Origin of the sequence: Agrobacterium sp. NPDC089420 (genome assembly GCF_044900305.1) — a bacterium.
In the GTDB taxonomy this organism is placed as follows: Bacteria; Pseudomonadota; Alphaproteobacteria; order Rhizobiales; family Rhizobiaceae; genus Agrobacterium.
In genome coordinates, this window is record NZ_JBJDMY010000038.1 from 1 (window position 1) to 17,836 (window position 17,836).

At 58.9% G+C, this 17,836-nt stretch carries 15 protein-coding genes; 7 read left to right on the forward strand and 8 right to left on the reverse strand.

The window, feature by feature from the left end; translation table 11 throughout:
* Positions 1 to 205 (forward strand): hypothetical protein (locus tag ACI2KA_RS26165; RefSeq protein WP_404505363.1); only part of this gene is annotated, 205 nt, incomplete at its 5' end.
* A gap of 132 nt (positions 206 to 337) precedes the next feature.
* Here the strand turns inward: ACI2KA_RS26165 and repC are convergent.
* The 3 genes from repC to repA all read right to left on the reverse strand — a co-directional run bounded on the left by repC (position 338) and on the right by repA (position 4,016).
* On the reverse strand, positions 338 to 1,606 hold the full coding sequence (gene repC, locus ACI2KA_RS26170) for a plasmid replication protein RepC (protein WP_404505364.1): 1,269 nt from the start codon (positions 1,604 to 1,606) through the stop codon (positions 338 to 340).
* 185 nt (positions 1,607 to 1,791) lie between these two features.
* Positions 1,792 to 2,805, reverse strand: a complete 1,014-nt coding sequence (repB, locus tag ACI2KA_RS26175) for a plasmid partitioning protein RepB (RefSeq protein ID WP_404505365.1) — start codon at positions 2,803 to 2,805, stop codon at positions 1,792 to 1,794.
* Positions 2,802 to 4,016, reverse strand: coding sequence for a plasmid partitioning protein RepA (repA, locus tag ACI2KA_RS26180; protein ID WP_404505366.1), 1,215 nt, complete (start codon positions 4,014 to 4,016; stop codon positions 2,802 to 2,804). The genes repB and repA overlap by 4 nt, the downstream gene beginning before the upstream one ends.
* Positions 4,017 to 4,446: 430 nt before the next feature.
* On the opposite strand from repA, the gene ACI2KA_RS26185 reads away from it, so the two are divergent.
* From ACI2KA_RS26185 to ACI2KA_RS26200, 4 genes are all read left to right on the forward strand, one after another.
* On the forward strand, positions 4,447 to 5,832 hold the full coding sequence (locus ACI2KA_RS26185) for an FAD/NAD(P)-binding protein (RefSeq protein ID WP_404505367.1): 1,386 nt from the start codon (positions 4,447 to 4,449) through the stop codon (positions 5,830 to 5,832).
* A 394-nt stretch (positions 5,833 to 6,226) separates the two neighbouring features.
* A complete protein-coding gene (locus tag ACI2KA_RS26190; protein WP_404505368.1) occupies positions 6,227 to 6,622 on the forward strand; it encodes a RidA family protein in 396 nt (131 codons plus the stop codon).
* Positions 6,623 to 6,652: 30 nt separating this feature from the next.
* Positions 6,653 to 7,741, forward strand: coding sequence for a D-TA family PLP-dependent enzyme (locus tag ACI2KA_RS26195; protein WP_404505369.1), 1,089 nt, complete (start codon positions 6,653 to 6,655; stop codon positions 7,739 to 7,741).
* 69 nt (positions 7,742 to 7,810) lie between these two features.
* Complete coding sequence (locus ACI2KA_RS26200) at positions 7,811 to 9,289, forward strand: M81 family metallopeptidase (protein WP_404505370.1); 1,479 nt, start codon at positions 7,811 to 7,813, stop codon at positions 9,287 to 9,289.
* A gap of 61 nt (positions 9,290 to 9,350) precedes the next feature.
* Here the strand turns inward: ACI2KA_RS26200 and ACI2KA_RS26205 are convergent, their stop codons facing one another.
* The 5 genes from ACI2KA_RS26205 to hutI form a co-directional block, all read right to left on the reverse strand.
* Entirely contained in the window at positions 9,351 to 9,920 is a 570-nt protein-coding gene (locus ACI2KA_RS26205; protein WP_404505371.1) for a HutD family protein, read from the reverse strand.
* Between the two features lie 60 nt (positions 9,921 to 9,980).
* On the reverse strand, positions 9,981 to 11,654 hold the full coding sequence (gene hutU, locus ACI2KA_RS26210; protein ID WP_404505372.1) for a urocanate hydratase: 1,674 nt from the start codon (positions 11,652 to 11,654) through the stop codon (positions 9,981 to 9,983).
* Between the two features lie 11 nt (positions 11,655 to 11,665).
* Entirely contained in the window at positions 11,666 to 12,469 is an 804-nt protein-coding gene (gene hutG, locus ACI2KA_RS26215) for an N-formylglutamate deformylase (protein WP_404505373.1), read from the reverse strand.
* A 75-nt stretch (positions 12,470 to 12,544) separates the two neighbouring features.
* On the reverse strand, positions 12,545 to 14,089 hold the full coding sequence (gene hutH, locus ACI2KA_RS26220) for a histidine ammonia-lyase (RefSeq protein WP_404505374.1): 1,545 nt from the start codon (positions 14,087 to 14,089) through the stop codon (positions 12,545 to 12,547).
* The gene (hutI, locus tag ACI2KA_RS26225; protein WP_404505375.1) at positions 14,086 to 15,345 is read right to left on the reverse strand and encodes an imidazolonepropionase; all 1,260 of its coding nucleotides are present in this window, start codon (positions 15,343 to 15,345) and stop codon (positions 14,086 to 14,088) included. Before hutI ends, hutH begins: the two co-directional genes overlap by 4 nt.
* Before the next feature lie 114 nt (positions 15,346 to 15,459).
* Here hutI and ACI2KA_RS26230 point away from each other — a divergent pair, with 114 nt between their 5' ends.
* Together ACI2KA_RS26230 and hutC are read left to right on the forward strand one after the other, a co-directional pair.
* Positions 15,460 to 16,806 (forward strand): formimidoylglutamate deiminase, encoded by a 1,347-nt coding sequence (locus ACI2KA_RS26230; protein ID WP_404505376.1) that lies wholly within the window; start codon positions 15,460 to 15,462, stop codon positions 16,804 to 16,806.
* A gap of 21 nt (positions 16,807 to 16,827) precedes the next feature.
* A complete protein-coding gene (gene hutC / locus ACI2KA_RS26235; RefSeq protein ID WP_404505377.1) occupies positions 16,828 to 17,583 on the forward strand; it encodes a histidine utilization repressor in 756 nt (251 codons plus the stop codon).
* The last annotated feature ends 253 nt before the right edge of the window (positions 17,584 to 17,836 follow it).

Consider the following 17,836-nt stretch of genomic DNA (forward strand, 5'->3'; position numbering starts at 1 on the left):
CTATTCCGCCCCTCCCTTCCATGGTTGCGGCACGCGCCTGACGCCTCATCCTTGCCCATTGGGCTGGCATTGCCACCAGATTAGCCCCGCTTACCAGACCTCACTGTTCCGTCTCAAAAAACGCGCGACTCAAGCAATTGAAACCAATAATGGAAAAACGCAAATGAAAACTAACTCGCACTTCGTTTTCATTACCATGCATTAACCATAGGACTTATCACCCTACAGGCTCTGCCGGCAGATTTCATCACGAATCTCTTGGTGCTTTCGGAAACATCGTTAATGTAACGTCAGACCGTCTTTTCCGCAAGCATTGACGATTTTCCAGCCTCTGCCTCTACGCTGGCGCCATTTTATCCCTGTGCCCCCGCAACTGCGCCAGAAGCATGGTCTGTACATCAAAACCGCCGTTCCTGGCCTTACCGGTCAGATTGCGCAGATATCCGCCGAGCGAGCTTATCTGATCCGCCTTTTGCAACAGGCAGGCAAGAATGGCCGCGGTTCCTTCACGACCGAATGTGATGAGCGCATCCTGATAGGCCGATTGGCTAATGTTGAACATGGTTTTGACGACGGATGTTGCCACTTCGAGATCCCGCCAGCCTGTGACTGCTCCTCCTGGGGCATAGAGCGAGATATCCGGGCAAGCTTTCAAAACCAGAACAATATCAGGAACAAAAAATTGCTTATGAAGAACGGGTTTTGGCGGTGGCGGTTGAACTGCAGTCCTGGTGGCTGGCACATATGCCGGTTTGGCTGGAGCGGTAACAGCTGGTGCAACGGTTGCGGCATCACGCAAATCGTGCGGTTCAGATATGGATTCGGATTCTGAATTCTTTATGAGGCGCTCATTCTGGCAGTCATTGCCGCTCAAATTTTCCGATTTTTCAAGATTTTCCAGATAGTTGGTCACTTCCGCACGCAGCGTGGCCAAAAAGCCGGCGATTTCTTTCAATTCCGCGGGCTTTGAATTGCGGCCGAGAGAACGCACGGTCGCTGCATAGCGGGCCTGAAATGCGTCGAAAGTTTCGATCTGGCCATTGGCCGCAATCATCTCGCAGAGCTTCTGGATATCGCGCCGGCAAAGGCTGATATTTTCGCGAAGCCGTTGCAGATCGAGACGCTCGCGAAGAATCCGTTCGGCGATGTCTTCGATTTCGGCTTTGCGGGCAAGCAGCGGCGCCAGCGAAAAACCGTAAGCTTCGCTGATTTCTCCGCCTTTGTGTTTGCGGGCGTAACGTTTTCCGTTCGGGCTGTCTTTGCGAATGATGAGACCGGCTTCGACGAGAGCCGAAAGGTGCCGCCGCAAAGTCTGCTCGGCCATGCCATGGGCTCTGAGCGACAATTGTGTATTCGAAGGAAAAACGACCAGTCCGGCTTCGCTGGAAAGTTCGTTCTTGGGATAAAAGCTCAATAGTGCGTTCAAGACCGCAAGGGAACGATCGGTCACGCCGAGCATTGGCCTGGCCTCACAGACCGAACGATAAAGTTTCCATTTGTCGACCGCTTCGGCTTTCTTGCTTTTTTGTGCGGCAAACTGGGTTGCGAGAACGCCAAACGACATCGCTCGCCGCCCAAAAGGCGTCGTTACATATGTGCTGTCCATGTCTTTCACCTTTCACAAGGCAAAAGAAAATCGCTCACCGAAAAATTCGATGCCAAGACTCTTGACTATGATTCGCGGAAATGAGATTCTTCGGGTGCTTAAATCAAAGAAAGGCTTCCGCGCGGCAACGTTCGGGGGCTTTTTTCTTTTGTGATGCGTCTCCTGTTAGTCGTTCGTGTTAGAAATCACTGTTTGGACCGGTATTCGGCAAACAGCGCCGGAAGATGTTCGAGAACGAAATCGGCAAATTCCGGGGCTTCGTTCTTATCGATCGAGATATCCAGTTTGCGGTCGCTCTCGACGACCTTCGCCAGCCGGCCACCGGTTTCGGATGACCAGACGCCGGTTTTTTTCGCCTGCGCCTTGGGCTTTAGAAAATCGAGAAGTGACTTGAAGCGTTCTTCGGATGGAAGTGCTGCAACGGAAGGCTCCTTCACATAGGCACGGGCGGCTTCCTTGACCTGCGATGAGGACAGTTGGTCGGCAAGGTCCATCCAGTTGCGGCGACCGACACTTGGCGCCGGGCCGATAAGATCGACGAGATCCTCCGGAATACGCCCGACGACCGACAGCATGTTGGAGAGATCGCCCTTGTGTAGCGACATCGCCGCCATGATCGTGTCCCGCGCAAACCGCATTTGCAGTTTCTGGGCAAAGCGCGCCTTTTCAATATAGGTGAGGTCCCGCCGCTCGTTGTTTTCCTGCCCCTGGGCGACAACCAGCTGTTCGTCGCTGAGATCGCGTACCACGGCCTTGACCGGAATACCGAGGCTTGAAACGGCACGCAGACGGCGATGGCCGAAGGCGACCTGATAACGGCCGGGGAAATCGGGATGCGGGCGCACCAGAATAGGAACCTGCTGCCCCTGTTCACGAATGGCCTCAACCAGGCCTGCATCCGCCTCTTCCGAGGCCGGCATGCGATCCGGTATGAAGGACGGGTCGATATCGGCCGGATTGAGCGAAACGATCGTCAGGCCCTCTGCAAGCCGCTTTTCGATCTCTTCGGCGCGTTTGGCCCGTTCGGATACCTCATTCAGCGATTGACCAATCATGCCTACCGGTGAATTCAGGACGTCCGTGACCAACTCAGGAGAACCTAGAATTGGTCGGATGCGTGGGCGCGAGCGCTCGGGAGCAGCGTCGTTGCCGTCGCCGGCCGGTGTGCCGAGATTCGCGAATATCTGTTTCCTGCTCATGCTGCCCTACCCCACGCTTTTTTAATCAGTCCTTCGATTTCAGCATTTACATTGTTCATGGCTTCCAGAGCGCGGTCATAGGTCGAGCGCGTGAACTGGGTTCTTTCCACTTCGAAAAGCGTCTGATTGGTCAGTCCCGCATCCGAAACGGCCGTGCTTTTCAGCATGGGGTGGTTGAGGACGTTTTCACCGAAGATGGAGCGCAGAAAGGCGACCATCTGGTTTTGCGGCCCATCGCTAGGTTCGAAGCGGGTGATCAGATAACGCATCCAGTTATAATCGGACCGTGCGCCGGCCCTGCCGATTTCGGCCAGAAGATCACCGGTCATGGCGAGAAACTGGTTCATGGACATCACATCCAGCATCTGCGGATGAACGGTGACGAGAACGGAGGTTGCCGCCGTTAGCGCAGAAAGGGTCAGATAACCCAGTTGCGGCGGGCAATCGATGACCACGACATCGTAGAAATTTTGCGCCTGGGCGATTGCCTGGCCGATGCGGGCGAAAAACAGCGTATCACCGGGTGCGCGGCGCATCAATGCGCGGGGCGTGTCGTGTTCGAACTCCATAAGCTCCAGATTGCCCGGCACGATGTGAAGATCGGGAATATAGGTGCCACGGACGATTTCAGCGATGGGTCGGCGTTCATCGTCGTAGCGGATAGCGCCGTACAGCGTTTCGTTGGGACCGACATCGATTTCCGGCTGGTGGCCGAACAGCGCGGACAGGCTGGCTTGCGGATCGAGATCGATGGCGAGAACCCGGTAACCGCGCAGCGCGAGATATTGCGCCAGATGAGCCGATGTCGTGGTCTTTCCCGAGCCGCCCTTGAAATTCATGACCGCGATTACTTGCAGTTCCTCGCCGTCGCGGCGATGCGGCAGGTAGCGGCGTGTGCCGCGCGCACCCTGATCGAGCAGCTTTCTGATCTCGTGCATATCCTCGACCGAATAGGAACGGCGGCCGGAAGCCTGCGCCGCGTCGAGCTCCGGACGCTCCGCTGCGATCTGGCGAAGATAGGCCTCACCGATGCCGATCAGCCGCGCCGTCTCGGCGGGTGAAAAATTGCGCATGCTCTTTTCGGTATGCGGGGAAAATGTATTTGCATTATGCGCTTGCAATTGGGCCGCCAAAGCAGCCGAATGCTGTTGTATAAGACTCGTCAGGTCTGGTGCTCCTGCAGCACGTCTTAAGTCGGCACTTTGTATCATCGGTCTTCTTTCGCTCGAAATTGCAGTAGCGTTTTTTTTCGAAAAAGGCGGTTTTTTCCGCAACTGAGATATAAGCGCCGATTCTCTTTTTGGCGCAATAGGCTTTTTTCCCGGATGCGAAAGTGCCGCTAAAGCATTGTGGAAGAATCAGATTTGGTTTTTGTGACAGTCTGGCGGTTAGCCGCGGCAAACTTTTCCTTTTTGTCGGGTGGCGTACCCGTCGATGCTGTTTCTCGAGCCGAAATATTCGCAGAGATTGGAGTTAGCCGCGGCTAACTTCGAGCGTGTGTCCGTTCTGCCCACATGCGTCGACGGACGGAAAGTGAAGGGTGGACTTTCGCAGCTGTTTAATCTCTACTCGTTGACTAGGGTATCCGTAAGCCGGAGCCCATCACCTGGCTGTTGATGCTGTCGCAGGTTGGAGGAATGGATGTCCTATGATGTCGCTCTCGTCGGGTCGGGTTTTTCGGCCATCTGTATCGCCGCCCATCTTCTGTCGTTTCTTCCACCGGAAGCGTCGATCGCTATTGTCGGCGACGAGTCCGATTTCGGGCGCGGCACTGCCTATCGTACGGAGTTGCCCTATCACCGGCTGAATGTTCCGGCCGGGCGTATGAGTGTCTTTCCGGACCGGCCTGATGACTTTCTCAACTGGTTGAAGGAGAACGGTCTGGGAGACGATCCCTTGTTGTTTGCCTCGCGCGGGGATTATGGTCTTTATCTGCGGGATCGCCTGGCAAGCCTGCTCAGAAGCCGGGAGCAGCGGGCGAGGGTGGACTTCATTCGGGCGAAGGCGTCCGCCTGCCGGCCGGATCCGGATGGCGGCTATTCGTTTGTCCTGGAGAATGGTGAGAAACTTCGGTCACGGCAGGTCGTCTTGTGTCTGGGGGTTGGCGCGGCAAGTTTGCCGGTGCAAACCGCCGCGAAACCTCAAGAGGGATCGCAGCGCCTTATTGGCCACTGTTGGCAGCCGGGGTGGTTGTCGAGGGTGAAGGCCGGGGATCGTGTTTGTATCCTGGGTTCAGGCCTGACGATGATCGATCAGGTTTTGACCCTGCGGGGAAAAGGCCACCGAGGCCCCATTCATGTTCTCTCCCGTCGCGGCCTGGTGCCGCATCCGCATGTCAGCCCACCTCTGCCGCCGGTCGATCCGCAGCTGCCTGAAGGGTCGATGCAGATCAGCCGGCTGTTGCAATCTCTGCGCCGACAGGTGGCTGATGGGACGCCATGGCGAACGGTGATGGATGGATTGCGGCCGAAGACGCAAATGCTTTGGCAAAGCCTTACCCCGGCGCAGCGCAGCAGGTTTCTTCGGCATGCCTTGCCATGGTGGAATATTCATCGGCACCGGATCGCGCCCGAAGTGCATGCGGCGTTTGAAAGGCTGCTGGCGGACGGTGTACTGCAGATCCATGCGGGTTATCTTCGTTCCATCGAGGAGCGGCAGGATGGGGTCGCCGTTCAATATCGACGCCGCCATACGCAGACAATGCGAGAGCTGCAGGTGGACTGGGTCGTCAATTGTACCGGTATGGAGCGAGCTGGCATCGGTCATTCCCGTCTTCTTGAAACGATGAAATCCGATGGCGTTCTTCTCCTCGATACTCTTGGCCTCGGTGTCGAGGTCGACGGTCAGTCCCGCCTTCTGCGGGCGGATGGGCAGGTCTGGCCCGGCCTCTTCGCCGCCGGGGCACTCACGGCGGGTCGTTTCTGGGAAATCACCGCCGTTCCTGATATTCGGGTACAGGCGCGGAATATCGCGCAGATCATTGCGGACAGGATGGCGCCTGACAGCAGAATTTCCGTTCAAGGTTGAGTTGATCGGCTGTGGAGCGATGGGAAGAACCGACGGCGTTGGCGGTGTCCTGTTCTTGAAGTTAGCCGCGGCAAACTTCTTTCGATCGCAGGGTCGAGCCGTAAGGGTCGATCCGTTGATTTCGTGGCAGGAAGCGCCGGGTTGAAGACCGTCGCCGGCGTCATGGACAAAAGACATCAAAACAAGCTTGCATGGAATGTGGAACGATGACGGACCGTTTGGCGTCGCTGGTCAGCCCCGCGGGATGGTCTCGCGCTAACACTCTGGCGCAGCTCGCAGACACCGAAATATGTTAGATTGCTAAATTATTTACATCTCCAGTGGAATATCGACCAATAACCGGCTATAAATCCCGAAAAACTGAAAAATGATGAAAATTATTTGCGAGGTTTCGATGGAAAGACAGAAATTGGTGAGGTTCGAGACGGCTGATAGCCAGGCGGGTGGCCAGCGTCGGCCCTTTGCCAAGGCCGTTCGGGCAGGGGATTTTGTTTACGTGTCGGGGCAGGTTCCGACCGTTGATGGCGAAGTGGTGACAGGCGGCATTGCCGCCCAGACCGAGCAGGTCGTGGCCAATATCAAGGACGTTCTGGCGCTTGCCGATTGCACCCTTGCCGATGTGGTGAAGGTCAATGTCTGGCTGGACGACGCCCGGGATTTTTCGAGTTTCAACGCCGTTTTCCAGAAACATTTCCTCGATCATCCACCGGCACGTTCCACCGTGCAATCCCCCCTGATGGTGGATGCCAAGGTGGAAATGGACGTTATTGCCTATAAGCCGCTGGCCTGAAGCCCAGTTCGCCGATTTTGAGAGTAGAAGATGACCTATCCATGGCCCGACCGCGGCACACCCCTTGAAGCGATTTCGACCCCCATGCCGGTGATCGACGAGGACCGGCTTGCTGCCAATATTCTCAGGGCACAATCCTATCTCGATGGCCATGGCAAGGCGTTCCGGCCGCATATCAAGACGCACAAGATACCGGCGATTGCCAGACAGCAGCTGCAGGCAGGCGCCATCGGCATCAATTGCCAGAAGGTCAGCGAAGCGGAAATTTTCGCGGATGCCGGTTTTGACGACATCCTGATCACCTACAATATTCTCGGCGCCGCAAAGCTGTCGCGATTGAAAGCGTTGAACGCGCGGATCGGCCGCTTGAGCGTTGTCGCCGACAGCGCCGAGACGATTGCCGGCCTCGCCGGCACATTCGACGCGAACCGGCCGCTTGCCGTGCTGGTCGAATGCGACACCGGCGGAAAACGTTGCGGGGTACAGACGCCGGCAGCCGCCTTGGCGCTTGCCGAACACATCGTTGCGGCGTCCGGCCTAGCCTTCAAGGGCATTTTGACCTATCCGGCACCGGGCGGTGCCGAAAAAGTGGAGAGCTTTATTCGTCAAACCATGGTTCTGCTTGCGGAAAAAGGCATTGCCTGCCCGGTCCGCTCCAGCGGCGGTTCACCTGATTTTTACGCTGCGCACCTCGTGCCTTCCGCCACCGAACATCGAGCCGGCACCTATGTCTATAATGACCGGGCAATGCTGCGCGCCGGACATTGTACCGCCGGTGATCTTGCCATGCATGTCCTCGCGACCGTTGTCTCAAGACCGACGGCCGAGCGGGCCGTGCTCGATTGCGGATCCAAGGCCTTGACCTCCGATCTGCTGGGCTTCAGCGATTATGGGCTGATTGAAGGGTATGAAGGCGCAAAGATCATTTCGCTTTCGGAAGAACATGCGGTCGTGGATCTGTCCGGCTGCGTCTTGGGCAAACCTGAGATCGGTGAAGTGATCAGGGTTGTGCCGAACCATACCTGCGTCGTCAGCAACCTTTTCGACAGGATGGTGTTTCACAAAGACGGCCTCGTCACCCGGGTGGAGACGGTCGCGGCACGCGGTACTGTCTGGTAATATTACCCGGCTAATTAATATATGGGAATGGACGCTGCCGAAGGGCAGTTCCGGCAACGAGATTTAAAAATGCGCATATTCACGGCATCGCTCGCCACCGAAACCAATACGTTTTCTCCCGTCCCGACGGATATGGATGCCTTCCGTGCGGCCTTTTATGCCGGGCCGGGCGAGCACCCGGAGACGCCGACGCTTTGCTCCTCCCCGGTACCGATCTTGCGACGCCGCGGGAAGTGGGAAGGCTTCACGGTGATTGAAGGCACCTCCTGCTGGGCAGAGCCCGCCGGTCTTATCCAGCGGCAAACCTATGAAACGCTGCGCGATACCATCCTTGCCGAACTTCGCGCCGCATTGCCGGTCGATGCGGTTGTGCTTGGCCTGCATGGTGCAATGGTGGCGCAGGGTTACGATGATCCGGAAGGGGATTTTTTGTCGCGAGTCCGTCAGATGGTCGGGCCGGATGTGCTGGTCGCGGCGGAATTTGATCCCCACAGCCATCTGACGGCGCTGCGGGTCGAAAATCTCGATCTCATGGCAACGTTCCTGGAATTTCCGCATACGGACTTCGAAGAGCGCGGCGAGCATGTGGTTGAACTGGCGCTTCGCGCCCTGCGCGGCGACATCCGGCCGGTGATCTCGACTTTCGATTGCCGGATGATCACCATCTACCCGACTAGCCGGGAGCCCATGCGTTCTTATGTCGATCGGCTGAAGGCGATGGAGGGCAAGGATGGTATCCTGTCGATTTCCGTCATTCACGGTTTCATGGCGGGCGATGTGCCGGACATGGGGACACGTATCGTGGTCGTGACGGATGGGGACAAGGCCAAGGGGGATGCGCTGGCCAAAAAACTCGGCCATGAGCTTTACGCCATGCGCAAATTGACGGCGATGCCGATGCTGGAGACGGAATCCGGTCTCGACCGGGTTCTTGGCATTCGCAGCGATAATGCCGACAGGCCGGTCGTTGTGTCGGACATATGGGACAATCCGGGTGGTGGGGTCGCAGGCGACGCCACCCATATTCTGCGGCGCATGGTGGAGCGCGGCATGGACAATATCGGCGTCGCGACGATCTGGGATCCCATTGCCGTGTCATTCTGCCACGCGGCGGGCGAGGGGGCCGAGATCGACCTGCGCATCGGCGGCAAATCGAGCCCGGAGGGCGGTGAGCCGCTCGACTTTCGGATAAGGGTGATGCGCACGGCCGAAACCGGCTGGCAGAGTTTTCGCAACAGCCGCGTCACACTGGGTCGCGCCGCGGTGGTCCGGCCGCTCGGCACGCAGATCGATATCATCCTCATCACCAGCCGGACGCAAACTTATGAGCCGGATATCTTTTCCAATCTCGGCATTGATTTCACGAAAAAGGATATATTGCTGGTCAAGTCGACGAACCATTTCCATGCCGGGTTCGCGCCGGTCGCCTCCGAGATCGTTTATATAGCGGCGCCGACATCCTATCCGACGGATCCGGCAAAAACGCCCTACCGTAAGGCGAGCCTTGAGCTTTGGCCGCGGGTGCCCGATCCGCTCGCTCTGGATTGAGCGGGCGGCGATCTGCGCATTTCCCACAGAGAAACCGCGATGTCCTTTGCGTGCGCGTGTTTTAAATGCGCTCGAACGTGATCAGGAAAAATGCGCTGTCGGTTTGACTAGCTTCTATGGCGAATGACAAACCGCCCGCGATCAGCAGCCCGTCCAGCCTATCCAGCTGCTCTCTGCCGTTCGCGGTCGAGATCGTCAGCGGGTCGAGAGCCAGGACAAGCGTCGTGTCTGCCGCTGTTTGTCCCGAAAACGGACCGGATTTTCTTTGTACGGCATGACGAAAAGTCGAACGGCGGGTCATGACGTTCAGATCGGTGATCGGGCCGGCGGGCAGGGTGGCATCTACCGGAACATCGGCCGGAAAGGGCAGGGGCAGGCTTTGCGCGGTCAGCAGCAGCGGATCACCGCCCGCGATCGCAAGCGCCATGCCGTTTCCTCGAAGGATGGACAAGGTGCGGTCTATGCCGGGAAAGATCGAAAACGGTCCGTTGCTCGCAACTGTCGCCATGCTGACGCGCCAGTCGAAATCATTCACGGAAGCCTCCGGCGGGAAGACGGCGATTTCCACCGTTTCACCGCCGCCGTTTTTCCAGGGCATGTGTTTGTAACCGCTTGCGCGCAACAGGGTCATGACGTTTCTCCCGGGAGATGCCGGCCGAAAACACGTATGCGTATTTCCGGCCATGCGAGGTCAATTGCCGAGAATGCCGGGCAGGCGCAGGCCCTGTTCCTTCGCGCATTCCACCGCGATCTCGTATCCCGCATCGGCATGGCGCATCACGCCGGTTGCCGGGTCGTTCCAGAGTACGCGCTCCAGCCGGCGGGCGGCGTCATCGGTGCCGTCGGCGCAGATGACCATGCCCGAATGCTGCGAGAAGCCCATGCCGACGCCGCCGCCGTGATGCAGCGAAACCCAGGTTGCGCCCGAGGCCGTGTTGAGCAATGCATTCAGGAGCGGCCAGTCGGAAACGGCGTCGGAACCGTCCTTCATGGCTTCCGTTTCGCGGTTGGGCGATGCGACGGAGCCGCTGTCGAGATGGTCGCGGCCGATGACGATCGGCGCTTTCAACTCGCCATTCTTCACCATCTCGTTAAAGGCAAGTCCGAGGCGATGGCGATCGCCAAGCCCGACCCAGCAGATACGCGCCGGCAGGCCCTGAAAGGCGATGCGTTCACGCGCCATGTCGAGCCAATGATGCAGATGCTTGTTGTCCGGCAGCAGTTCTTTCACCTTGGCGTCGGTCTTGTAGATGTCTTCCGGATCACCTGACAGGGCAGCCCAGCGGAACGGGCCGATGCCGCGGCAGAATAGCGGGCGGATATAGGCCGGCACGAAACCGGGGAAGGCGAAGGCATTTTCCAGCCCCTCATCCTTGGCGACCTGGCGGATATTGTTGCCGTAATCGAGCGTCGGAACGCCGGCATTCCAGAAATCGACCATGGCCTGAACATGCACCTTCATCGAGGCGCGCGCAGCGGCGGCGACGGCCTTCGGGTCGCTTTCCTGCTTGGCGCGCCATTCCGCGACGGTCCATCCCGCCGGAAGATAACCGTGGACCGGATCGTGCGCCGAGGTCTGGTCGGTAACAATATCGGGACGAACGCCACGACGGACCAGTTCCGGGAAAATCTCGGCCGCATTGCCGATCAGGCCGACGGATTTTGCTTCGCCCGCCTTGGTCCACTGGTCGATCAAGGCCAGGGCCTCATCCAGCGTCTTGGCCTTCGCATCGACATAACGGGTACGCAGGCGGAAATCGACGCGGGTCTCGTCGCATTCGACGGCGAGGCAGCAGGCGCCGGCCATGACGGCTGCCAGCGGCTGTGCGCCGCCCATGCCGCCAAGACCGCCGGTCAGGATCCATTTGCCCTTCAGGTTGCCGTCATAGTGCTGGCGGCCGGCCTCGACGAAGGTTTCATAGGTGCCCTGCACAATACCCTGCGTGCCGATATAGATCCAGGAGCCGGCCGTCATCTGGCCGTACATTGCCAGGCCCTTCTTATCCAGCTCGTTGAAATGATCCCAGTTCGCCCAATGCGGCACCAGATTGGAATTGGCGATCAGGACGCGGGGCGCATCCTTGTGGGTACGGAACACGCCGACCGGCTTGCCGGACTGCACGATGAGGGTTTCATCCTCGTTCAGATCCTTCAGCGTCGCAACGATACGGTCAAAATCATCCCAGGTGCGGGCGGCGCGGCCGATGCCGCCGTAAACCACCAGCTCATGCGGGCGCTCGGCCACATCCGGGTCGAGATTGTTCATCAGCATGCGCAGCGGTGCTTCGGTCATCCAGCTTTTGGCGTTCAGCTCAATGCCCTGCGGTGCGCGGACGTCACGAATATTATGGCGTGGATTGTTCATGTGCTTTCCCCTTATCGTTTCGTGTCGAGCGCAAATTTTTCCATGCGCGTGAGAATGGTTTTGAGATGAGAGCGAAGCCGCTCGGCTTTGCCCGGGTCAAAGGCAAAAGGCGGTGTCTCAGTTTGAAGATGGGTGGACTGCGCCAGCTCCATCTGAATGGCGTGCACGCCTTTTTCCGGCTGGCCGTAATGGCGCGTCGTCCAGCCGCCTTTGAAGCGGCCGTTCAGAATGCTGTCATAACCCTGTGCGGCGGCGGTCGCGTCGACCGCGATTTTCTCGATCGCCGGATCGCAGGTCTTGCCCATATCTGTGCCGATGTTGAAATCCGGCAGCTTGCCCTCGAACAGGAAAGGGATATGTGAGCGGATCGAATGGCAATCATAGAGAATGGCGATGCCATGAATGGATTTCACCCGTTCAATTTCCGCCGCAAGGGCTGCGTGATAAGGCGCGTGGAAGTTTTCGAGGCGATAGGCGATGTCGGCTTCGTTCGGCTCCGCCCCCTCTTTCCAGATGGCCTTTCCGTCGAAGTCCGTTTCCGGGATAAGGCTGGTCGTGTTCTGGCCGGGATAAAGGCTGGTTCCGGAGGGATCGCGGTTTGCATCGATCACGTAGCGGTGGAACGTTGCCCGCACGGTTGTCGCATTGTCGAGAAGGCCGGCATAAAGCTCATGGATATGCCAATCCGTATCGGCGAGAATCTTCCCGTTGTCGTTGAGACGATCCCAAACCTGCGCCGGCACATCCGTACCGGTATGAGGCAGGCCGAGAATGATGGGCGAGGTGCCCCGGTGAAGGGAAAAGGGCGTGTTCATCGATTGCATCCCTCTGCCGTGAGGTTAACCGCCGCTGCACAAGCGCCGTTGGAGGAGAAAAACACGTCCATCATCTCAAACCTCCAGCTTCGGCAGGATGCCGCCCGAAATCGCCGCGACCAGCGCGCCGGAAGCGATCAGCTCCGCTGCTGCCTTCAAATCCGGCGCCATATAACGGTCCTCTTCCAGCGAAGGGACCGCCGCACGCAGCACGGCAACCGCCTTTTGCAGTTCGGGGCTGGTTTTCAGCGGCCCGCGCAACTCCACGCCCTGAACGGCCGAAAGCGCCTCGATGCCGAGGATGGCGAAGAGATTGTCCGTCATCGGCAGCAGGCGCCTTGCGCCGTGGCAGGCCATGGAGACATGGTCTTCCTGATTGGCGGAGGTTGGCGTCGAATCGACCGAGGCCGGATGCGCCATCTGTTTGTTTTCGCTCATCAGTGCAGCGGAGGTGACTTCGGCGATCATCAGGCCGGAATTCAGGCCCGGTTTTTTGGACAGAAAGGCGGGCAGGCCGTAGGAAAGCGCCGGATCGACCAGCAGCGCCACGCGGCGCTGGGCGATCGCGCCGATTTCGCAAATGGCAAGTGCCGTCTGATCGGCGGCAAAGGCTACCGGTTCGGCATGGAAATTGCCGCCGGAGACGACGGAATTATCAGAAAGCACCAACGGATTGTCCGTCACGGCGTTGGCTTCGATTTCCAGCGTGCAGGCCACCTGCCGCAGCAGGTCGAGGCAGGCGCCATCCACCTGCGGCTGGCAACGGATGCAATAGGGGTCCTGCACCCGCTCGTCGCCTTCGATATGGCTGACCCGGATTTCCGAACCTTCGAGCAGCCGGCGCAAGGCTGCCCCGGCGTCGATCTGGCCCCGGTGACCGCGCAGGCTGTGAATATCGGGATGGAAGGGCGCGGATGAGCCCATGGCGGCATCGGTGGAAAGCGCGCCGGTAACCAGCGCCGCTTGGGCGGCGCGATGGGCGCGGAAAAGGCCGGCCAGCGCCAGCGCCGTCGAGGTCTGCGTTCCGTTGATCAGCGCCAGCCCCTCCTTGGCGGCGAGAACCACTGGGGTCAGCCCGGCTTTCGCCAGCGCCTCGCCGGCGGGCAGAAGCAAACCCTGATAAAAGGCCTCGCCTTCGCCCATCATCACGGCGGCCATGTGGGCAAGCGGTGCAAGATCGCCGGAAGCACCGACCGAACCCTTTTCGGGGATGACTGGAACGACGCCCTTTTCCAGCATGGCTTCGATCAGCCGAACCAGTTCCAGCCGGACACCGGACGCGCCGCGGCCGAGCGAAACCAGTTTCAGCGCCATGATCAGCCGCACGACATTTTCAGGAAGCGGAGCGCCCACGCCGCAGCAATGCGACAGGATGAGATTGCGCTGCAGCGTCGCCACATCGGCCGCATCGATCTTGATGGAGGCGAGTTTGCCGAAACCGGTATTGATACCATAGACAGGCGCATTGCCGGCGGCGATCTCCGCTATGCGCGCCGCAGCCTTCTCTATACCCGCATCAAAAGAGCTATCGAGCGTCGCTGCGCCATTGTTCCAGTAGATGGTGGCAAGATCGGCAAGGCTCACCTTGCCGGGATGAAGCGTGATGATCTTCATGGTCATGGAGAAACCTTCTGTCCCTTGAAAATACGGGCATGGAGCGGATTGAAACCGATGCGGTAGACCAGTTCGGCCGGGCGCTCGATATCCCAGATGGCGAAATCGGCGGATTTCCCGGCTTCCAGCGTGCCGGTTTCCGCAAGCAGGCCAAGCGCCCTTGCCGCGTTGCGTGTCGTCGCCGTCAGGCACTCTTCCACCGTCATGCGGAACAGCGTGGCGCCCATGTTCATGGTCAGAAGCAGCGAAGTGAGCGGCGAAGTGCCGGGATTGCAATCCGTCGCCAGCGCGATCGTCGCGCCCGCATCGCGCAGAATCTGAACCGGCGGCAGCTGTTTTTCCCGCAGCGCATAAAAGGCGCCGGGCAAAAGCACGGCCACGGTTTCGGCGGCGGCCAGCGCCTTTGCGCCTGCCTCATCCAGATATTCCAGATGATCGGCGGAAAGCCCGCCATAGGATGCTGCAAGGGCCGCCCCGCCAAGATTGGAAAGCTGTTCGGCATGCAGCTTGACGGGAAGGCCGAGCTGTCGCGCCTTTTCGAAGACGCGCGTGATGTCTTCCACGGAAAAGGCGATGCCCTCACAAAAACCGTCCACCGCATCGGCCAAGCCCTCGGCATGGGCTTTTTCCAGACCCGGCAGAACAACCTCGGCAATATAGTCGGTGTTGCGGCCCTTATAGTCCGCAGGTGTCGCGTGCGCCGCCAGATAGCTGGTGACGATCCGCACCGGCCGCAGCGTTTGCAGCCTGCGGGCGACGCGCAGCATTTTCAGTTCGGTTTCAATGTCGAGACCGTAACCGGATTTGATTTCGACCGTGGAAACGCCCTCGGCGAGAAGCGTGTCGAGGCGTGGCAAAGCCTGCGCCACCAGAGCGTCTTCCGGAACGGCGCGCGTATCGCGCACCGAAGAAACGATGCCGCCGCCGGCCTTGGCGATCTCCTCATAGGTCGCGCCATTCAGCCGCATCTCGAATTCCATCGCCCGGTTGCCGCCGAAGACGAGATGAGTATGGCAGTCGATCAGGGAAGGAGTGATCCAGCGCCCTCCGCAATCGGTGATCGCATCGGCTGTCGCCAGATCAGCAGGCAGATCGCTTTCAGGGCCGGCAAAGGCAATGCGGCCGCCCCGCACGGCGATGGCGGCGTTTTCGACGGTGCCGATGCCGTCCATGGATGGATCGAAAGTTGCCAGCCGGGCATTGCGCCACAATGTCGTGGTCCCTCCCGCTGCCGTCCCCTTTGCAGATTTGTTCCCTGGCATTTGCTTTTCGCCTTTCCTTTATGGGTTAAATGTATATACATAATAATCGGCTTGGCAAGCTGCAATTTCGCGTTTGAAATGGCTTGCCCGACAGAACCAAAAGGAGAGGGTGGCATGACGGCAATTCACGCGGGCGCAGCGCTTCTGGCCGACGGATGGGCGCGGGACGTTCGCATTCATTGCGACAATGGCGTTATCTCATCCGTCGAAACCGGTGTCCCCGCGCAGCCGCAGGATGAGTGCCATGCCGTTATCGTTCCAGCCTTGGCCAATCTCCACAGCCACGCCTTTCAGCGGGCGATGGCCGGGCTTGCCGAAATTCGCGGTCGCGGTGACGACAGTTTCTGGAGCTGGCGCACGGTGATGTATAAGTTCGCGCTTTCCATGACGCCGGATCACGTTGAGGCGGTTGCCGCCCGGCTTTATATGGAAATGCTGGAGGCCGGTTTCGGGCGGGTCGGCGAATTTCATTATCTGCACCATGACAGGGATGGTTCGCATTACGGCAATATCGCCGAAATGGCCGAACGCATCGGCGCGGCTGCCGCACAAACCGGTATCGGTCTGACATTGCTGCCCGTGTTTTACGCGCATTCCGGTTTTGGCGGTCAGCCGCCGATCGAAGGGCAGAAACGGTTCATCCATTCACTCGACAGTTATGAAAGGCTGATGCAGGGCGCGCAGGCGGTCGTCAAATCCCTGCCGGGTGCCGTTCTGGGCATCGCGCCGCACAGTCTGCGCGCCGTGACCGGCGAAGAGCTGGCGGCCATCGAGCCGCTGGCAAAGGGCGGGCCGATCCATATTCACGTGGCCGAACAGACAAAGGAAGTGGAGGATTCGCTTGCTTTTTCGGGGGCGCGGCCGGTTGAGTGGCTTCTGGCGAATGCACCGGTCGATGATCGCTGGTGCCTTATCCATGCAACACATATGACGGAGACGGAAACGCGCCGTATGGCAAGGAGCGGCGCCGTCGCGGGCCTTTGCCCCATCACCGAGGCCAATCTCGGCGATGGCATCTTCCCCGCTCCGGCTTTCATCGCCGAAGGCGGCCATTACGGCGTCGGCTCCGATTCCAACATTCTCATTTCCGTGCCGGAAGAATTACGAACGCTCGAATATTCCCAGCGTCTCTCGCAAAGGGCGCGCAACGTCATTGCCGATGCCGGCCACTCGACGGGCGAGAAACTTTTCCGGCAGGCGCTCGAAGGCGGCGGCAAGGCGCTGGCCGCGGGAACTGGGGTGGAAAAGGGAAAAAGTGCCGATTTTGTTGCGCTTGATATCTCCACTCTCTCCTATCTTCCGACCCCGCAGATTCTCGACCAGTGGGTATTCGCGGGCGGCGTCGGGGTCGATAGCGTTTGGGTACGGGGCAGGAAGCTGGTGCAGGCGGGCCGGCATATTCGTCACCGTGAAATATCCGATCGTTTCAACAAGGTCATGGCCGAACTTGTCGATAGCTGATATTGGCTCGGCAGGGACGGGATGGCGCAGGTGCGGAAAGGCATTGCGGACGTGACGAAAGCATCGGCCGGGCAGACCCTGCATCAGCTTATCCTCAGCGATATCGAGGGCCGGATCGTTTCGGGAGAATGGCCGCCAGGCTACCGGCTGCCTTTCGAGGTTGACCTCGCCACCCATTATGATTGCTCGCGTATGACCGTCAACAAGGTCATGGGCCAGCTCGCCAAGGCCGGATTGATCGAGCGCCGCAAGAAATCCGGCAGTTTCGTTCGCCAGCCGCAGATACAGTCCGCCGTTCTCGAAATTCACGATATCAGGGCCGAGGTCGAATCCCTTGGTCTGGATTACGGTTTCAAGATACTGAAATGCACGCAACGCGTGGCAAAGAGCGAGGATCGCGCAAGTCTCGATGTTTCCGTTGGCGCATCCCTGCTCGATATCGTCTGCATCCATTTTGCCGGCGTGCGGGAATTCTGTGTCGAGCAGCGTCTCATCAATCTGGCCGCCGTGCCGGAAGCCGCCGACGCCGACTTTACCGAGATCGCGCCAGGCCCCTGGCTGCTCGGCCATGTTCCATGGAGCAATGCCGAACACCGCATCAGCGCCGAAATAGCGCCGAAGGAGATCGCGCGTCTGCTGGGTATCTCTGACAGGCAGGCCTGTCTTGTCGTGGAGCGGCGGACCTGGAGCAATTCCGGCGCCGTCACCTATGTGCGCTTCTCCTATCCCGGCAGTGCCCATGCTCTGGTCGCTCGCTTCAGTCCTTCTTCAGACTGAGATCTGCAAAGGCGAGATCCCTTCATAAGCGGTAGGTCACGGCTGCATCGGGTGCTCGATCTGAAAAGCACGGAAATCTGGCAGTTTCAGCGATTGTTGGCAAACTATCTTTTAAAATCAATAATTTGGACGATTTTCTTATTTTTTGTGATTTGTGCTGTTGACTTGTTTGGTTCGGTAGATTTATAAGTCCGCTCACTGAACGAGGGCGGCGGCGCTGCTGGCGACGAAGACTTTCGTTCTAAATAAATCA